General features: G+C 70.2%; 12 protein-coding genes, 1 tRNA gene and 1 pseudogene. 2 read left to right on the top strand and 12 right to left on the bottom strand.

Annotation, left to right across the window (positions count from 1 at the left end):
- Positions 1-9 precede the first annotated feature (9 nt).
- Positions 10-1041, bottom strand: a complete 1032-nt coding sequence (locus JL475_RS10790) for a carbohydrate ABC transporter permease (protein WP_202277362.1) — start codon at positions 1039-1041, stop codon at positions 10-12.
- Between the two features lie 5 nt (positions 1042-1046).
- The gene (locus JL475_RS10785) at positions 1047-2405 is read right to left on the bottom strand and encodes an ABC transporter substrate-binding protein (RefSeq protein WP_202277314.1); all 1359 of its coding nucleotides are present in this window, start codon (positions 2403-2405) and stop codon (positions 1047-1049) included.
- Positions 2406-2744: 339 nt separating this feature from the next.
- On the opposite strand from JL475_RS10785, the gene JL475_RS10780 reads away from it, so the two are divergent.
- On the top strand, positions 2745-3800 hold the full coding sequence (locus tag JL475_RS10780) for a LacI family DNA-binding transcriptional regulator (protein ID WP_109380835.1): 1056 nt from the start codon (positions 2745-2747) through the stop codon (positions 3798-3800).
- Positions 3801-3921: 121 nt separating this feature from the next.
- Here the strand turns inward: JL475_RS10780 and JL475_RS10775 are convergent.
- From JL475_RS10775 to JL475_RS10765, 3 genes are all read right to left on the bottom strand, one after another.
- Positions 3922-3994, bottom strand: a tRNA-His gene (locus JL475_RS10775).
- Positions 3995-4114: 120 nt separating this feature from the next.
- Entirely contained in the window at positions 4115-4717 is a 603-nt protein-coding gene (gene orn / locus JL475_RS10770) for an oligoribonuclease (RefSeq protein ID WP_202277313.1), read from the bottom strand.
- A gap of 199 nt (positions 4718-4916) precedes the next feature.
- Positions 4917-6203: a helix-turn-helix domain-containing protein gene (locus tag JL475_RS10765; RefSeq protein WP_202277312.1), complete on the bottom strand. Its 1287-nt coding sequence runs from the start codon at positions 6201-6203 to the stop codon at positions 4917-4919.
- Between the two features lie 956 nt (positions 6204-7159).
- Between JL475_RS10765 and JL475_RS10760 the strand changes: the two genes are divergently transcribed.
- Positions 7160-7702 carry a universal stress protein gene (locus tag JL475_RS10760; RefSeq protein WP_202277311.1) on the top strand — a complete coding sequence of 181 codons (543 nt, stop codon included), beginning with the start codon at positions 7160-7162 and terminating at the stop codon, positions 7700-7702.
- A gap of 22 nt (positions 7703-7724) precedes the next feature.
- Here JL475_RS10760 and glmS read toward each other — a convergent pair whose 3' ends face one another.
- From glmS to desA, 7 genes and pseudogenes are all read right to left on the bottom strand, one after another.
- A complete protein-coding gene (glmS, locus tag JL475_RS10755; RefSeq protein ID WP_202277310.1) occupies positions 7725-9542 on the bottom strand; it encodes a glutamine--fructose-6-phosphate transaminase (isomerizing) in 1818 nt (605 codons plus the stop codon).
- Positions 9543-9554: 12 nt separating this feature from the next.
- The gene (locus JL475_RS10750; protein WP_030217181.1) at positions 9555-9812 is read right to left on the bottom strand and encodes a hypothetical protein; all 258 of its coding nucleotides are present in this window, start codon (positions 9810-9812) and stop codon (positions 9555-9557) included.
- Positions 9813-9935: 123 nt separating this feature from the next.
- A pseudogene (locus tag JL475_RS10745) lies at positions 9936-10894 on the bottom strand (DUF4429 domain-containing protein).
- A gap of 110 nt (positions 10895-11004) precedes the next feature.
- Entirely contained in the window at positions 11005-12777 is a 1773-nt protein-coding gene (locus JL475_RS10740) for an IucA/IucC family siderophore biosynthesis protein (RefSeq protein ID WP_202277309.1), read from the bottom strand.
- Positions 12774-13340: a GNAT family N-acetyltransferase gene (locus tag JL475_RS10735; protein WP_202277308.1), complete on the bottom strand. Its 567-nt coding sequence runs from the start codon at positions 13338-13340 to the stop codon at positions 12774-12776. The genes JL475_RS10740 and JL475_RS10735 overlap by 4 nt, the downstream gene beginning before the upstream one ends.
- Positions 13337-14629, bottom strand: coding sequence for a lysine N(6)-hydroxylase/L-ornithine N(5)-oxygenase family protein (locus JL475_RS10730; RefSeq protein ID WP_202277307.1), 1293 nt, complete (start codon positions 14627-14629; stop codon positions 13337-13339). The genes JL475_RS10735 and JL475_RS10730 overlap by 4 nt, the downstream gene beginning before the upstream one ends.
- Positions 14613-16055, bottom strand: coding sequence for a lysine decarboxylase DesA (gene desA / locus JL475_RS10725; protein WP_202277306.1), 1443 nt, complete (start codon positions 16053-16055; stop codon positions 14613-14615). Before desA ends, JL475_RS10730 begins: the two co-directional genes overlap by 17 nt.
- Positions 16056-16173 lie beyond the last annotated feature (118 nt).

The following is a 16173-nucleotide window of genomic DNA, read 5'->3' as shown; positions in this document are numbered from 1 at the left end:
CACAACTCCTTAACTGCTGGCGCGCAGCCGGCGCGAGATGACGTAGTTGATGATGCCGATGACGATCAGGATCAGGAACATCATCCAGGCGATCGCCGAGGCACGGCCCAGGTGCTGGTTGATCCAGCCCTGTTCGTACAGGTACAGGCCGAGCGTCTGGAACTGGTGCTCCGCACCGCCGGACGCGCCCTTGTTGGGGTCGAACAGCAGCGGCTCGCCGAAGACCTGGCTGGCGCCGATCGTGGAGACGACCACCGTGAACAGGATCGTCGGGCGCAGCGACGGCAGCGTCACGTGCAGGAACTGCTGCCAGCGGCTGGCGCCGTCCAGCGCCGCCGACTCGTACAGGTCCTGCGGGATCGCCTGCATCGCGGCCAGGTAGATCAGCGCGTTGTAACCGGTCCAGCGCCAGATGATGATCGTCGAGACGGCGAACTGCCCGGGCCACTTGTCGTCCTGCCAGGCGACCGGGTCGATCCCGACGAGGTCCAGCGCCCAGTTGACCATCCCGTAGTCACGCCCGAAGAGCAGCACGAACACCAGGGAGGCGGCGGCGATCGAGGTGGCGTACGGGGCGAGCATCGCGACCCGGTAGAAGGTCGAGGCGCGCAGCTTGTAGTTGAGGATGTGGGCGATGCCCATCGCCATCAGCAACTGCGGGACGGTCGAGATGATGCCGATGGTCAGGGTGTTCCGCGCCGCGTTCCAGAAGAAGTCGTCGTCGAAGATCCGGGTGTAGTTCTTCAGCCCGACCCAGTTCATGTCGGTCGGGGCGGTCAGCTCCACCTGGTGCAGCGAGGCCCAGCCGGTGTAGACCAGCGGGAACAGGCCGAAGGCGAGGAACAGCAGGAAGAACGGCGCGACGAAGGCGTACGGGCTCCAGCGCATGTCGCGCTGCCAGCGGCGGGACAGCTTCCGCCGGCGCCGCTCCTCCTTGTCCTCGGAGCTCTCGGAGCTCTTGGACGCGGTGCCCCCGGGCGGGCGGCCCGGGGCCGCGCCCCCCTTGACGGGGGACGCGGCGGTGTCGTGGCGGGTGGACATCCGGGTCACTTGTCCAGGTTGTTGTCGATGGTCTTGACGGCCGTCTCCCAGGCTTCCTTCGGCGACTTGCCCTTGGTCACCAGAATGACGCCGTTGTCGGCCAGGCCCTGCGAGATGATCTGGTCCTTCGGGCCGATGACCTGGACCGGGATCTGCTTGGCGGCCTCGGCGAAGATCTCACCGATCGGGGCGTCACCGGTCATGTCGTTCACCGCGTCGGTCACTTCGGGGCTGTCGAAGATGCTCTGGGCGCTCGGGAAGCTGCCCTGCACCTTGAACAGCTTCGCCTGCTGTTCGGGCGCGGTCAGCCAGGCGACGAGCTTCTTGGCCTCCTCGACGTTCTTGGCGCTCTTGGGCACGGTCAGGAAGGAGCCGCCCCAGTTGCCGGCCTTGGGGGGCAGGGCCACGTCCCACTTGCCCGCGGCGTCCGGCTGGGACTTGCCCTTGATGTAGCCGAGCATCCAGGGCGGGCAGGACATCGCGGCGAACTTGTTGTTGGCGATCGTCTGGTCCCACGAGGGCTGGAACTGCGTCTGGCCGCCGACCAGTCCGTCCTCGGCGGCCTTCGCGGTCATGTCGAAGGCCTTCTTGACGGCGGGGTTGGTCTTGTAGACGACCTCGCCGGAGGAGTCGTAGAACCGCTTCTCCTCACTGCTGAGGACGGCGCTCATCAGACCGCCGGGGGAGTCGAAGAAGGTGGTGCCCTTGGGCGCCTTCTTCTGGTAGTCCTCACCCACATCGATCAGCTTGGCCCAGTCGCCGGCCCACAGCTTGCCGAGCTCCTCGCGGTCGGTCGGCAGGCCCGCCTTCTCGAACAGGTCCTTGCGGTAGCAGATCGCCATCGGGCCGATGTCGGTGCCCAGGCCGACGGTCTGGCCGTCCTTGGTGGTGGCCTGCTCCCACTTCCACTCGAGCCAGTCGCCCTTGTTCACGCCCTCGGCCTTGGAGAGGTCCTCGAGCTTGCCGGCCTGGGTCTCCACGATCTCGGCGATGTTGCCGACTTCGACGGCCTGGACGTCCTGCAGACCGCTGTTGGTGGTGAGGTGGTTGAGCAGCGCCGGGTAGTAGTTCTCGTTGCGCTCGACGACGTTCTCGGCGATCTTGATGTCCGGGTTCAGCTTCTCGTACTCGGCGTAGAGACCGGCCTCCTTGAAGCCGAAGGTGCCGAACAGGCCCAGCGTGATCGTGGTCTTGCCCTTGCCGTCCGACGAGGAATCGGAGTCACCGTCTCCACCGTCGTCGGCACAGCCGGCCAGCAGCCCCGTGCCCAGCGACACCACGGCCGCGACGGCCAGTGCCTTGCGGGTGAAGGGCTTCCCCCCGCCCGTGCGCTGCCGAGAGAGGGGGAGGGTACGTGCTCGCATTGCGTCCTCCTGTTGCCCTGACGTACCGACCCCCCGGCCGACGGCTTTGTCGGGCCCGTCTGTTGCGTGCTGCGGCTCGGGCGGGGAACGTGCGGGTTGTGTATGTGTCAGGTACCGTGGGAGCGCTCCCACAAGTGATGTGTTGAAGAGTCGCGGGTCCGGGCGGGGGTGTCAAGGGACCGAACGCGGAGAACTGCCTTCAGTTATCGGCCCGTTAGCCGGCCGCCCGGTCCTCGCCGGGAGTGTCCCGAGGTCCGGACGGCGGTCGCCGCCGCCGGTGGGGCTGTTAGATTCCAGGCCAGCAGGCCGGCGTGACACGGGACGGAAGGCGGGGCGCAGATGGCAAGCCACGGAGCGCGGGGCCGCAGCGGCGGCCGGCCCACCCTCGAAGAGGTGGCGGCGCGCGCCGGTGTCGGCCGGGGCACGGTCTCCCGGGTGATCAACGGGTCACCCCGGGTGAGTGACGCCACCCGGGCCGCCGTGGAGGCCGCCGTCGCCGAGCTCGGTTACGTCCCGAACACGGCCGCCCGCGCGCTGGCCGCCAACCGCACCGACGCGATCGCGCTGGTCGTGCCCGAACCGGAGACCCGGTTCTTCGCCGAACCGTACTTCTCGGACATGCTGCGCGGGGTGGGGGCGGCGCTCTCCGACACCGAGATGCAGCTGCTGCTGATCTTCGCGGGCAGCGACCGGGAGCGGCAGCGGCTCGCCGACTATCTGGCCGCGCATCGCGTGGACGGTGTGCTGCTGGTCTCCGTGCACGCCGACGACCCGCTGCCCGACATGCTCGCCCGGCTGGAGATCCCGGCCGTGATCAGCGGCCCCCGGTCGGCCGCGGAGACCCTGACCTCGGTCGACTCGGACAACTACGACGGCGCCCGGCAGGCCGTCGAGCACCTCGTCGGCCGGGGCCGGCGCCGTATCGCCCACATCACCGGCCGCCTCGACGTGTACGGCGCCCAGCGGCGCGTCGACGGCTACCGTGACGCCCTGCGGGACGCGGGCCACGAGGTGGACGACCTGCTGATCGAGGCGGGCGACTTCTCCGAGGAGGGCGGCCGGCACGCGATGGCGGCCCTGCTGGAGCGCCGTCCCGACCTGGACGCGGTCTTCGCCGCCTCCGACGTGACCGCCGCCGGCGCCCGGCACGCGCTGCGCGAGGCGGGCCGCCGCATCCCCGACGACGTGGCCCTGGTCGGCTACGACGACTCCGCCATCGCCCGCCACATGGACCCGCCGCTGACCAGCGTGCGCCAGCCCATAGAGGAGATGGGCCACCGGATGATCGATCTCCTCCTCGCCGAGATCGCCGACCGCCGTCCGCCCGCCTCGCGCGGGCTGGAACGACGTCAGGTGGTCCTGGCCACGGAACTGGTGGAGCGCGCCTCGTCCTGAGGCGGGCCGCGGGGCCCGGGGCAGGTGGGCCCCGGGCCCCGGGGGAGGCCACCTGCCCCCAAGGCCTGTGAAACAGATCAAGGGCCGGCCCGTTCTCACGGGCCGGCCCTTGATCTTTCAGGGTGAGTGACGGGACTTGAACCCGCGACATCCTGGACCACAACCAGGTGCTCTACCAGCTGAGCTACACCCACCACGGCTGGTACCGGTGAAGATCAGTGTCTTCCCCGACCAGCCGAGAAAAAGTGTACCTGGTCCGAAGGGGTGCTCGCGCCAGGGTTTCGCTGCGCCCTTCGGACGACCGCCTCACACCCCTACTGAGCAGGCAGGACGTGCTTGGCGGCGATCTTCTTCGCGGTGTCGGAGTCGGGGCCGGGCTGCGGTACGAAGACGGCCTCGCGGTAGTAGCGCAGCTCCGCGATGGACTCGCGGATGTCGGCCAGCGCGCGGTGGTTGCCGTTCTTCTCGGGGCTGTTGAAGTACGCCCTCGGGTACCAGCGGCGCGCCAGCTCCTTGACGCTCGACACGTCCACGATGCGGTAGTGCAGGTAGTCCTCCAGCATCGGCATGTCCCGCAGCAGGAATCCGCGGTCCGTGCCGACGGAGTTGCCGCACAGGGGCGCCTTGCCGGGCTCCTTGACGTGTTCCTTCACATAGGCGAGGACGCGCTGCTCGGCGTCCTCGAGCGTCGTGCCGTCCGCCAGCTCGGCGAGCAGCCCGGACGCGGTGTGCATCTCACGCACCACCTCCGGCATCGTCTCCAGGGCCCCTTCCGGCGGGCGGATGACGATGTCCACACCGTCGCCGAGCACGTTCAGCTCGGAGTCGGTGACGAGGGCGGCCACCTCGATGAGCGCGTCGTCGGACAGCGAGAGGCCGGTCATCTCGCAGTCGATCCACACCATGCGATCGTTCATATGTCTCACCTTACGGCGCGCGGGAGCGTAGGTGACCCGTCGGGGACCGGGTGAGTGATGCGGGCGGAAACCGGGCGGAGGGCGGGGAAAAACGGGCGGAGGGCGGGCAGAGAGACGGGCCGGGCCGGAGACTGGAGTCTCCGGCCCGGCCCGTCGGACGATTCCCGTGGCGGCCCCGTCTCAGGCGTTCAGGTCCGCCTCACGGCACGCTGCGCTGCCCCGGCAGGCTCGCCCGCGTGGGGACGTACGCCTCACGGCCCGGGTCCGCCGAGGCCGTCAGGGAGGACGGCCCGCCCAGGGTGCTCGCGGCCGCCGCACGCCGGGACTGGTGCGGGACGGGGTTGTCCGGGTGCGGTGCGGTGGACGCCGGGCCGGCCTGTCCCGGGTGCCCGTGCTGGTGCGCCGGGCCGGACGGGACGGCTCCCGGGGTGTTGGGGAAGCCGTCGGCGCCCTGGTTCCGCTCGGCCTGGGGGCGTCGCGCGCGGTACGCGGCCCGGTAGGCGGCCGGGGACGAACCCAGCTGGCGCCGGAAGTGGCCCCGCAGCGCGACCGGTGAGCGGAACCCGCAGCGGCCCGCGACCTCGTCCACCGAGTAGTCCGACGTCTCCAGCAGGCGCTGGGCCTGCAGCACCCGCTGGGTGATCAGCCACTGCAGCGGCGCACTGCCGGTCAGCGAGCGGAAGCGGCGGTCGAACGTACGACGGCTCATGTACGCGCGTGCCGCCAGCGTCTCCACGTCGAACTGTTCGTGGAGGTGCTCCAGCGCCCAGGCGACGACCTCGGCGAGCGGGTCGGCGCCGATCTCCTCGGGTAAAGACCTGTCGAGATAGCGCTCCTGACCGCCCGTCCGGCGCGGTGGGACGACGAGGCGCCGGGCGAGCGCCCCCGCCGCCTCGTTGCCGTGATCCGTGCGCACGATGTGCAGGCACAGGTCGATTCCGGCCGCCGTACCCGCCGACGTCAGCACGTCGCCGTCGTCCACGAAGAGTTCGCGCGGATCGACGTGCACCGACGGATAGCGTTTCGCCAGCGTCGGCGCGTACATCCAGTGGGTGGTCGCCGGACGGCCGTCCAGCAGGCCGGCCGCCGCGAGCACGAAGGCGCCGGTGCACAGCCCGACGATGCGGGCGCCCTCCTCGTGGGCGCGGCGCAGCGCTTCGAGCGCGTCGTCCGGTGGCGGCGAGGTGATCGAACGCCAGGCGGGCACGACGACGGTGCCCGCGCGGGCGATCGCCTCCAGGCCGTGCGGCGCGGTGAGTTCGAGGCCCCCTGTGGTCCGCAGCGGGCCTCCCTCACCGGCGCTCACCAGCAGTCGGTAGCGCGGTACGCCGGCGTCCTGGCGGTCAATCCCGAACACCGACAGCGGTATGGAACTCTCGAAGATGGGGCCGCCGCTGAACAGCAGCACGGCGACGATCTCCTTGCGGCGTCGCCCGGTGAGTTTCCGGGCCGCGCTCTCCGGCGCGGCAGTGGAGTCGTGGCTCATACTGCTAAGCCCCCCTCGGTGGTCGCGGCGCCCTGATCCTTTCGGGTCTGTCGCTCCAACACGTTTCCCCTCGGTCCTGCACGAGTCCCCCGCCGTAAGACAGTCAAGATCGAATCTACTGTGTCCCGTCGTGCCCGGGTGGCCAGTTCAGTCCCGGCGCATTGTCGACTTGGCAACTTGGCGTGAAGCATTCGATCACGAAGGGTCGCACTCGTGGGCCGTGCAGGGAAGTGCGCCTTGTCGTGGTGGCCAATCCCCATAGGGTGCGCAGGGGGCGCCGACCCCTTTTTATGCAGGTCGAACGAGGGTTGGGGGGTGGCCACGGCAGGGGATGCACAGGGTGCGGAAGTTGGCTGAAAAGATACGCCCGCAGGTGCGGAAACCGGTCACGTGACCGGTGTATCCCCGCCGTCCCGCGCCGCCCGCTCGGAATCGCACCGGAACCGCACCGGAACGGGGCGACCGGCGCCGGCGGAGAGCCGAACGCCGTCGGGCGGACCACGTCGGTGATCGGGCCCGGGAGGGCTCCCGGTGGGAAGGCTTCCCGGGAGTCCGGTGCGCGGTCCGCCTCGGCGGCGGGTCGGGGCCCGGACCTGATGCGCTCCCTGTGGCGCGGCTCACGGGGGTCGACGCGCGGGAGGGGTGCCGGTCACTGCGGTTCCGGGAGGAAACCCCGGGTCCCGGGGTCCCGGGTCCCCGGAACCAAGGCGCCCGGTGGCACTCCCGCGGCTCGGTCCACCCCGTGCAAACCGCCTGTACGGCGCAGCGACCATTGCGTGACGGGCGCCCCCTCGGGCATGCTCCGGAAAACCCGTCGGCCAGCTCGGGCGGGAGTCTGGGCTGAGGACGCGTACCGCCGTACCCTTGGGGGTATGGGGTTGGGAAGATGATTCCCGGACACAGCTCCGACGCACCCTGTCGTCACCCGTCACAAGGATCACAACGCCGAGACAGCCATGGCCGGTCACGAATTCTTCGAACCCGCGGATCGTAAGCGACCCCTCGCCGACCCCACGGCGGCCGAGCCGCTCGGGGCCGATCCTCTGGGCGCGGAAAAGTCGCGCCATCCGTGCGATCCCGCGTTCCGGCACGGTGTGGTCGTCGGCTTCGACGGCTCCACCTCCAGCGAGCGGGCCCTCGCCTACGCGATCGGCATGGCCCGGCGCTTCGGCTCCGCGCTGATCATCGTCCATGTCGCCAACCGGCTGCCGACCACGGTGTGGGCGGGCTGCGAGCCGCCGGTCTTCGTCGACGTCCCGGACCACCGCACCGAGGTCCTCGGCCTCGAGCTGGCCTGCGCGGACCACCTCACCGAGGTGCCCTGGATCCTGGTCGAGCGTGGCGGCGACATCTGCCACGAACTCGAGGAGGTCGGCCGGGAGTACGAGGCCGACGCGATCGTCGTCGGCTCCACCCACGGCCTGGTGGGCCGGATCTTCGGCTCCGTCGCCGGCCGGCTCGCCAAGCGGGCCCAGCGCCCCGTGGTGGTCATCCCCTGAGGCGCCGGCCCGCCGGGCGGACCTACTCGACCGTGACCGACTTGGCGAGGTTCCGCGGCTTGTCGATGTCCCGGCCCAGGGCCAACGCCGTGTGGTAGGCGAGGAGTTGCAGCGGGATGCCCATGAGGATGGGGTCCAGTTCGTTCTCGTTCTTCGGCACGACGACGGTGTGGTCGGCCTTCTCCTGCTCCCGGTGGGCGACGGCCATGATCGGGCCGCTGCGGGCCTTGATCTCCTCCAGGGCCGCGCGGTTCTTCTCCAGCAGGTCGTCGTCGGGGACGATCGCCACCGTGGGCAGCGCGGGCTCGATCAGGGCCAGCGGGCCGTGCTTGAGCTCGGACGCCGGGTAGGCCTCCGCGTGGATGTAGGAGACCTCCTTGAGCTTCAGGGACGCCTCACGGGCCACCGGGTAGCCCCGGACCCGGCCGATGAAGAGCATCGAACGGGCCTCCGCGTACTGCAGGGCCAGCTTCCTGATCTCCTCCTCCTGCTCCAGGATCTCGGTGATCTGCCCCGGCAGCCTGCGCAGCCCCTCGATGATCCGCTTGCCGTCGCTCACGGACAGGTCGCGGGTGCGGCCCAGGTGCAGGGCGAGGAGGGCGAAGGCGACCGTGGTGTTGGTGAAGCACTTCGTGGACACCACGCAGACCTCGGGGCCGGCGTGCACGTACATGCCGCCGTCCGCCTCCCGGGCGATCGCGGAACCGACGACGTTCACCACGCCCAGCACCCGCGCGCCCTTGCGCTTCAGCTCCTGCACCGCCGCCAGCACGTCGTACGTCTCACCGGACTGGGACACCGCGACGTACAACGCGTCGGGGTCGACGACCGCGTTGCGGTAGCGGAACTCGGAGGCCGGCTCGGCGTCGGCCGGGATGCGGGCCAGCTCCTCGATCATCTGGGCCCCGATCAGCCCCGCGTGGTACGAGGTGCCGCAGCCGAGGATCTTCACCCGGCGGATCCGGCGCGCCTCACGGGCGTCCAGGTTCAGGCCGCCCAGGCGCACCGTGGAGAAACGGTCGTCGATCCGGCCCCGCAGCACCCGGTCCACGGCCTCGGCCTGCTCGTGGATCTCCTTGTGCATGTAGGTGTCGTGGCCGCCCATGTCGTACGAGGCGGCCTCCCACTCCACGGTGGTCGGCTCGGCCGTCGTACGGGTGCCCTCGGTGGTGTAGGTGCGGAAGTCGTCGGCCTTGAGGGTGGCCATCTCGCCGTCGTCGAGGGTGACGATCTGCCGGGTGTGGGTGACCAGGGCGGCTATGTCCGAGGCGACGAACATCTCCTTCTCGCCGATGCCGAGCACGACGGGCGAACCGTTGCGGGCCACCACGATGCGGTCCGGGAAGTCGGCGTGCAGCACGGCGATGCCGTAGGTGCCCTCGATGACCCGCACCGTCTCGCGGACCTTGTCCTCCAGCTTCTCGGCCTGCGAGCGGGCGATCAGGTGGGTGAGGACCTCGGTGTCCGTCTCCGAGAGGAACTCGACGCCGTCCGCCTCCAGCTTGCGGCGCAGGTCGGCGGCGTTGTCGATGATGCCGTTGTGGACGACGGCGACCCGGCCCTCGGCGTCCAGGTGCGGGTGGGCGTTCACGTCGGACGGGGCGCCGTGGGTGGCCCAGCGGGTGTGGGCGATGCCCGTGGTGCCCTTGAAACGGGCCGGGACCTTCGCCTCCAGCTCGCGCACCCGGCCCTTGGCCTTGACCGTCCTCAGTCCGGCGGCCTTCGGCGACGTGATGGCGATGCCCGCCGAGTCGTACCCCCGGTACTCCAGGCGCTGCAGGCCTTCGAGCAGCAGAGGGGCGACGTCACGCCTGCCGATGTATCCGACGATTCCGCACATATGGGTGTGTTCCTAGCCGTAGACGATGCGCCGCAGCTGCCGGAGCGAGAGCTCCGGCGGGGCCACCGCGCGATATCTGAGATCCGCCTCGATCCGTTCGAAGATCGTCGCGTTCACCAGGCCCTGGGCCTGGAGCTCGCGGTGACGGCGACGGACGTACTCCTCGGTCGTCTCGTCGAAGTAGGCGAGCACGTCCTGGACCACGCGCAGCGCCTCGCCCCGGCTGAGGGGCGTGGACCGCGTCAGATGATCGACCAGTTCGTCGTGCACCCGACGATCCTGAGGTAACGGGGAGGCTCGCGCAAGAATCCTGCCCGATTTCGGGCAGGAAAGCGTACGGAGTGTCGACGGACGGGACGGTTGCCGTGGGCGGTGGCTGCGGGCAGGGGGCGTTCACATGCGCTTGAGGACCGCCTGTTTGGCCAGGGTGAACTCCTCGTCCGTCAGTACGCCGGAGCGGTGAAGTTCGCCGAGCTCGCGCAGCCGGCGCAGCAGCGCGTCGTGCTCGTCCTCGGAGGCGGCGGCGGAGGTGCCGGGGGCGGCCTCCGGTTCTGCCGGGCGTTCGTGCCCGGCACGGCCTTGGGCGGTGTCGGGCACGAGGGCGGGCGTGGAGTCCCTGGCGGCCGGGTGGGGCAGGCGGGCCTGGACGGCGGCGGCGACGAGCGCCATCAGGGGGTCCTTCTTGAAGCCCCACAGTTTTACCGCGTTGGGGTCGTACTTGGCCGGGGCCTTGGTGGGCGCGTGGCGCACGACGAAACGGAGGTGGCCGTTCTCCAGTCCGGTCGCCGGCACCCACTCCACGGCGGCTATGTCGGTCAGCGCCAGGGTGCGGGTGCCGACGGCGGACTTGGCGTCCTCCGTCTTCCAGTTCCACTCCAGGCGGATCCGCTCCCCGTCGAAGCTCACCGAGCCGTCCCCGGCGGAGGCGGACAGCGGTACGGACGGGCCGGGCAGCAGGTACTCCGGGACCGGGTCGGAGGGCACCTGGTCCAGCAGCAGGGCGTTGCGGACCTCGTCGGTGAAGTACTCGGCGACGCCGTACCGGTCGGACTCCACGACCAGCTGGTACGGGTCGTGCGAGTCGGTGAGCCGGCCGCCGGACGCCTGCAGCTGGGGGTCCCCCCACGCCGTTCAGGCAGTGGGGGAGGGTCGGCGCCCTCGCGCAGTCGCAGCCTGAGCCGCCCCGCCTTTCTGCCCTGCTCGAACGAGATCCCCGCCAGCGCGCCGAGCGGGACCAGCAGTTCGCCCAGCGTCCGGCGGAGCAGCCCGACGTTCTTGTCCCGTCCGGGAGTCAGCCGCAGGGTGGTCCCGTCGAAGGCCCAGGTTCCGTCCTTCTGGATGATTTCCGCCATGGGAGGGATTGTTTCACCGGATCGGGGGAGAGCTGTCTGCGCCAACCGGGTTGCCTGCCGACGCCCATGGCGGCCGGGGCCGCCCCTCAGGGCGGCCCCGGCCGGGCGGGTCAGAGCCCCGCGAGGGGGTTCTTCAGGGTGCCGACCAGCTGGAGCGCGCCGGACGGGTCCGCGAGGTCGACCATCTGCCGGTTGTCGCGCAGCTGGAGCCGGTTGAGGCAGGACAGCGCGAACTCGGGGGCGAACATGTCGTACCGGGCGAACTTGTCGGCGAGTTCGGGCACCGACGCCTGGTACTCGCGGGTGATCTCCGCGACCGTCCGCCAGAAGTCGTCCTCGGTCAGGAGGCCCGCGGAGGCGAGGTCGGAGGCGAGGAAGCGGAAGAAGCAGTCGAAGACGTCCGTGAAGACCGACAGCAGCTTCTGGTCCTCCGGCACCTCCACGCGGATGCGGGAGACCTCCGGCGGCAGCACCGCGTCCGGGTCCAGCACCGCGATCTCCTCGGCGATGTCCTTGTAGACCGCGCGCCGCACCACCCCGTCCTCCAGCACCAGGACCACGTTCTCGCCGTGCGGCATGAACACCAGGTCGTAGGCGTAGAAACTGTGCAGCAGCGGGGTGTAGTAGGCGCGCAGATAGTGCCGCAGCCACTCGGCGGGGGCGAGCCGGGACCGTTCGATCAGCGCGCCCGCGAAGGACGTCCCCTCGTGGTCCGCATGGAGCAGGGAGGCCATGGTGGCGAGGGACTCGCCGCCTCGCAGCGAGGGCACCGGGCTCTCCCGCCACAGCGCGGCCAGCATCTTGCGGTACGGCGAGTGGCGGTCGGTGGCCTGCTCGTACTCCAGGTGCCGGTAGCCGACCGCCGCCCGCTCCCGGATGATCGTCAGCCCCGTCGAGCGCAGTACCGGGTCGTTCTCGATCAGCCGCGCCAGCCAGTCGTTGATCGCCGGGGTGGCCTCCATGTAGGCGGCCGAAAGACCGCGCATGAAGCCCATGTTGAGGACGGACAGGGCCGTCTTCACATAGTGCTTCTCGGGGTTCGACCGGTTGAAGAAGGTCCGGACGGACTGCTGGGCCAGGTACTCGTCGTCGCCCTCGCCGAGGCACACCAGGTGGCGGCGGGCGACCTCGGCGGCGAAGGTGACGGTGAGCTTGTTCCACCACTGCCAGGGGTGGACGGGGATGAGGAGGTAGTCGGCCGGGTCGAGGCCCTGGCCGGTGAGCGTCCGGTGGAAGCGCTCGACGGTGCCCTCGCCCAGCTCCTGCCGCAGGAACGACTCGTACTCGATGCCGACGCCGGCCGTGAACGCCGCCCGCGAGCGGTGCGCCGCCAGCCACACCAGCCGGACCGGGTTCGCCGTCTCCGGCGCGTAGGCGCGGTACTCCCGGATGCCGAAGCCGAGCCGCCCGTTGTTGGCGACGAAGCAGGGGTGGCCCTCGGTCATGCCGGTCTCTATGGCCTGGAAGCCGGCGCCGGCCAGCTCGGCCGAGGTGACCGGCGGCTTGGAGAGCTTGTAGCAGGTGCCGGAGAGGGTGGAGGAGATCTCCTCCAGGTACACCGGCAGGACCTCGTCGCTCAGCCCGAGCGACTTGTGCAACTCGATGAAGAAGTCCAGTGCGGCGAGGGGGAGTTCGGACCCGTCGCGGTTCCGGCTGATGGAGTCGGCGGCCACCTGCCAGTGGTCCAGGGCGCGGCGGACGGCGGTGAAGCGGTACTCGGTCAGGCCGTCGTCGCTGCGTACGACGTAGCCGCCCCCGTCCGTCTCCTCGGGGTGGATCAGCCGCTCGTGCGCGAACTCGGCGAGCGCCTTGCGGATCAGCAGGCGGTTGGCCGTCTCCCAGCGTTCGGGGGTGAGGTGGTCCACGGCGTCGGCGGCGCTCATATGCCCACCCCCGTGGCCGCGGCGAACTGTTCGCGGGTGCAGAAGCTCAGCAATGCCCTCTTCTCCGGCTTGTCGATCTCGCGTACGGGGACGAAGCCCACGGCCTCGTTCAGGGCGTGCACCGCCTTGTTGGACACGTCCGGTTCGACGACGACGCGCCGGAGGGCCGGGTCCCGGAAGAGGTGCGCCAGCACGGCGGTGATGACGGACCGGGTGAAACCGTGCACCGGGGTGTCGGTGGGCGCGACCAGGAAGTGCATGCCGACGTCCCCGGGCTCCGGCTCGTACAGGCCGGCCAGCTCGCGGTGGGCGGGGTCGTACGACTCCATCAGGAAGGCGGGCCGGCCCTCGTGCAGCCCCAGGTGGGCGTGGTGGTGCTCGTCGGCCGCGATCCTCATGTACTCGCGCTCGACGTCCTGGAGCTCGGCGTCCTGCATCATCCAGAACGCGGCCTTGGGGTGGGTGACCCAGGAGTGCAGCAGTTCGGCGTCCCGGAGCGGGTCGAGCGGGCGGACGGTGAAGGTGCCGAGTGCGCACCGGTAGCCGCTGTCGGTGATGCTCATACGGCGAACTCCTGGAAGGCGATGGACTTCTCCACGGGGTAGTACTCGGAGCCGAGCAGTTCGCGGATGATGCAGCTGTTGCGGTACGGGCCCATGCCCAGGTCGGGGCTGGTGACGCTGTGTGTGTGGACGCCTGCGTTCTGCAGGAACACGCCCCGGCCGGTCACGTCGACGGCGTAGTTGCGGGCCACGTCGAACCGGCCGTGGCCGTCGAAGCGGAGCCGGTCGCGGACGGGGTCGAGGAAGGCCGGCGGTTCGTAGTGGTAGCCGGTGGCCAGCACCAGGCCCTCGGTGCGCAGCTCGAAGTCCTTGCCCTGCTCGTCCTGGTGGAAGCCGAGCGCGTACCCGCCGTTCTCGTGACGGGCGCTGACGAGCGAGGAGTTGGTGAGCAGCCGGGTGGGGACCGCGCGGTCGCCGCTCTCGATGTTCTTCTGGTACAGCAGGTCGAAGATGGCGTCGACGAGGTCGGAGTTGATGCCCTTGAACAGGCCCTTCTGCTGCTTCTCCAGCCGGTAGCGGGTCTCCTCGGGCAGCGCGCGGAAGTAGTCGATGTAGTCGGGGGAGGTCATCTCCAGGGTCAGCTTGGTGTACTCCAGCGGGAAGAACCGCGGGGAGCGGGTGACCCAGTTGAGCGAGTAGCCGTGGACGTCGATCTCGGACAGCAGCTCGTAGTAGATCTCGGCGGCGCTCTGCCCGCTGCCGACGACCGTGATCGACTCCTTCCGCCGCAGCTCCGCCTTGCGGTGCATGTACTCGGCGGTGTGCAGCAGGTCGCCGTCCAGGCCGCGGCACGGCTCGGGCACGAACGGCACGGTGCCGGTGCCGAGCACCAGCCGCCGGGCGCGGTAGGTGTCACCGGTCCCGGTCCGTACGGCGTACAGCTCGGTGCTCTCGTCGTACGTCACCTCGGTGACGGTCGTGCCGAAGCGGATGCCGCTCAGCCGGCCGGCGGCCCAGCGGCAGTAGTCGTCGTACTCGACGCGCAGCGGGTAGAAGTTCTCCCGGATGTAGAACGAGTACAGACGGCCCTTCTCCTTCAGGTAGTTGAGGAAGGAGAAGGGGGAGGTCGGGTCGGCGAGCGTGACCAGGTCCGACATGAACGGCGTCTGGAGGTGGGCGCCGTCGAGGAACATCCCGGCGTGCCACTCGAAGTCCGGCTTGGACTCCAGGAAGACGCCGTTCAGGTCGCCGATGGGCTCGGTGAGGCAGGCGAGGCCGAGGTTGAAGGGGCCGAGCCCGATCCCCACGAAGTCGTAGGCGGTGTCAGGGGCTTCAGGAAGCGCGGTCAAGGGACTCTCCCAGGTACTGCTCGGCGTGGCCGGCGATCAGATCGAGGACGGCGGTGATGTCGGCGGTCGTGGTCTCGGGGTTCAGCAGGGTGAACTTCAGGTGGTGGCGTCCCGCCACCTTGGTGCCCGCGACGACCGCGTCACCGGAGGCGAACAGGGCTTTGCGGGCGTGGAGGTTGGCCCGGTCGATCTCGGCGGGGTCGGTGGCGGCGGCCGGGACGTAGCGGAAGACGAGCGTGGACAACGACGGTTCGACGACCACGTCGAAGCGCGGGTCGGCGGTGAGCAGCTTCCAGCCCTCGTGGGCCAGGTCGCAGACCTCGTCGAAGAGCCCGCCGATGCCGTCGGCGCCCATCACGCGCAGCGTCATCCACAGTTTCAGCGCGTCGAAGCGGCGGGTGGTCTGCAGGGACTTGTCGACCTGGTTGGGGATGCGCTCGGTCACCATGCGGCGCGGGTTGAGGTACTCCGCGTGGTAGGTGGCGTGCCGCAGCGTGGCCGCGTCGCGGACCAGCACGGCCGACGAACTCACGGGCTGGAAGAAGGACTTGTGGTAGTCGACGGTGACCGAGTCGGCGCGTTCGATGCCGTCGATCCGGTCCCGGTGCTTCAGCGAGGCGAGCAGTCCGCAGCCGTAGGCGGCGTCCACGTGCATCCAGACGCCGTACTGGGCGCACAGTTCGGCGATCTCGGGCAGCGGGTCGATGGAGCCGAAGTCGGTGCTTCCGGCGGTGGCGACGACGGCCATGGGGACGAGGCCGTCCTCGGTGCAGCGCGCCAGCTCGCGGGCGAGGGCGACGGTCTGCAGCCGCTTGTCGTGGTCGACGGGGACCGGCACCACCGCGTCCGGGCCGAGGCCGAGCAGTTTCGCGGACTTCTGCACGCTGAAGTGGCTGACCTCGGAGGCGAGGACGCGCAGCTTCGCGAGGTCGCCGGTCTTGGCCTCCTCACGGGCCAGCAGCAGCGCCTGGAGGTTGGACTGGGTGCCGCCGGAGGTGAACACCCCGTCGGCGGACGGCCCGAGGCCGATGCGGGCGGCCGTCCAGTCGATCAGTTTCCGCTCGATGAGGGTGCCGCCGACCGACTGGTCCCAGGTGTCCAGGGAGGAGTTGACGGCACAGAGCACCGCCTCGCCGAGCACGGCCGGGATGACGACCGGGCAGTTGAGGTGGGCGAGGTAGCGGGGGTGGTGGAAGTAGACCGCGTCCCGGAGGTAGACGTCCTCCAGTTCGTCCAGTGCCGCGGTGGTGTCGTGCAGCGGCCGGTCGAGGTCGATCCGCTCGACGGCGGGGGCGAGGGCGTCGACCGTGACGCCGGTGAACGGGCGTTCGGTGGTGGCGAGTTTGGCTGCCACCCGCTCGACTCCTTCGGTCACGGAGCGGCGGTAGTGCTCCGCGGTGGTGTCGTTGAGCAGGTGCGAGCGCATGGGGGGGGCCTCCGGTGGGGATGGTCCGGTGCGGGGAGGGAGCGGGGCGCGCGCCGCGGTGCGGCCCATTTTTACTTAGGTGAGCCTAGCCTAAGTTGGTCGACTCTGTTCCTGCTCC

Origin of the sequence: Streptomyces sp. M2CJ-2 (assembly GCF_016757295.1) — a bacterium.
GTDB lineage: Bacteria > Actinomycetota > Actinomycetes > Streptomycetales > Streptomycetaceae > Streptomyces.
The sequence above is the reverse complement of the archived record's forward strand: the minus strand, read 5'-3'. Positions and strand labels throughout refer to the sequence as shown.

Excerpts from the sequence above, each read along its gene's own strand:
- JL475_RS10790 (WP_202277362.1), bottom strand. The coding sequence starts at position 1,041 with ATGTCCACCCGCCACGACACCGCCGCGTCCCCCGTCAAGGGGGGCGCG.
- JL475_RS10785 (WP_202277314.1), bottom strand. The coding sequence starts at position 2,405 with ATGCGAGCACGTACCCTCCCCCTCTCTCGGCAGCGCACGGGCGGGGGG.
- JL475_RS10780 (WP_109380835.1), top strand. The coding sequence starts at position 2,745 with ATGGCAAGCCACGGAGCGCGGGGCCGCAGCGGCGGCCGGCCCACCCTC.
- orn (WP_202277313.1), bottom strand. The coding sequence starts at position 4,717 with ATGAACGATCGCATGGTGTGGATCGACTGCGAGATGACCGGCCTCTCG.
- JL475_RS10765 (WP_202277312.1), bottom strand. The coding sequence starts at position 6,203 with ATGAGCCACGACTCCACTGCCGCGCCGGAGAGCGCGGCCCGGAAACTC.
- JL475_RS10760 (WP_202277311.1), top strand. The coding sequence starts at position 7,160 with ATGGCCGGTCACGAATTCTTCGAACCCGCGGATCGTAAGCGACCCCTC.
- glmS (WP_202277310.1), bottom strand. The coding sequence starts at position 9,542 with ATGTGCGGAATCGTCGGATACATCGGCAGGCGTGACGTCGCCCCTCTG.
- JL475_RS10740 (WP_202277309.1), bottom strand. The coding sequence starts at position 12,777 with ATGAGCGCCGCCGACGCCGTGGACCACCTCACCCCCGAACGCTGGGAG.
- JL475_RS10735 (WP_202277308.1), bottom strand. The coding sequence starts at position 13,340 with ATGAGCATCACCGACAGCGGCTACCGGTGCGCACTCGGCACCTTCACC.
- desA (WP_202277306.1), bottom strand. The coding sequence starts at position 16,055 with ATGCGCTCGCACCTGCTCAACGACACCACCGCGGAGCACTACCGCCGC.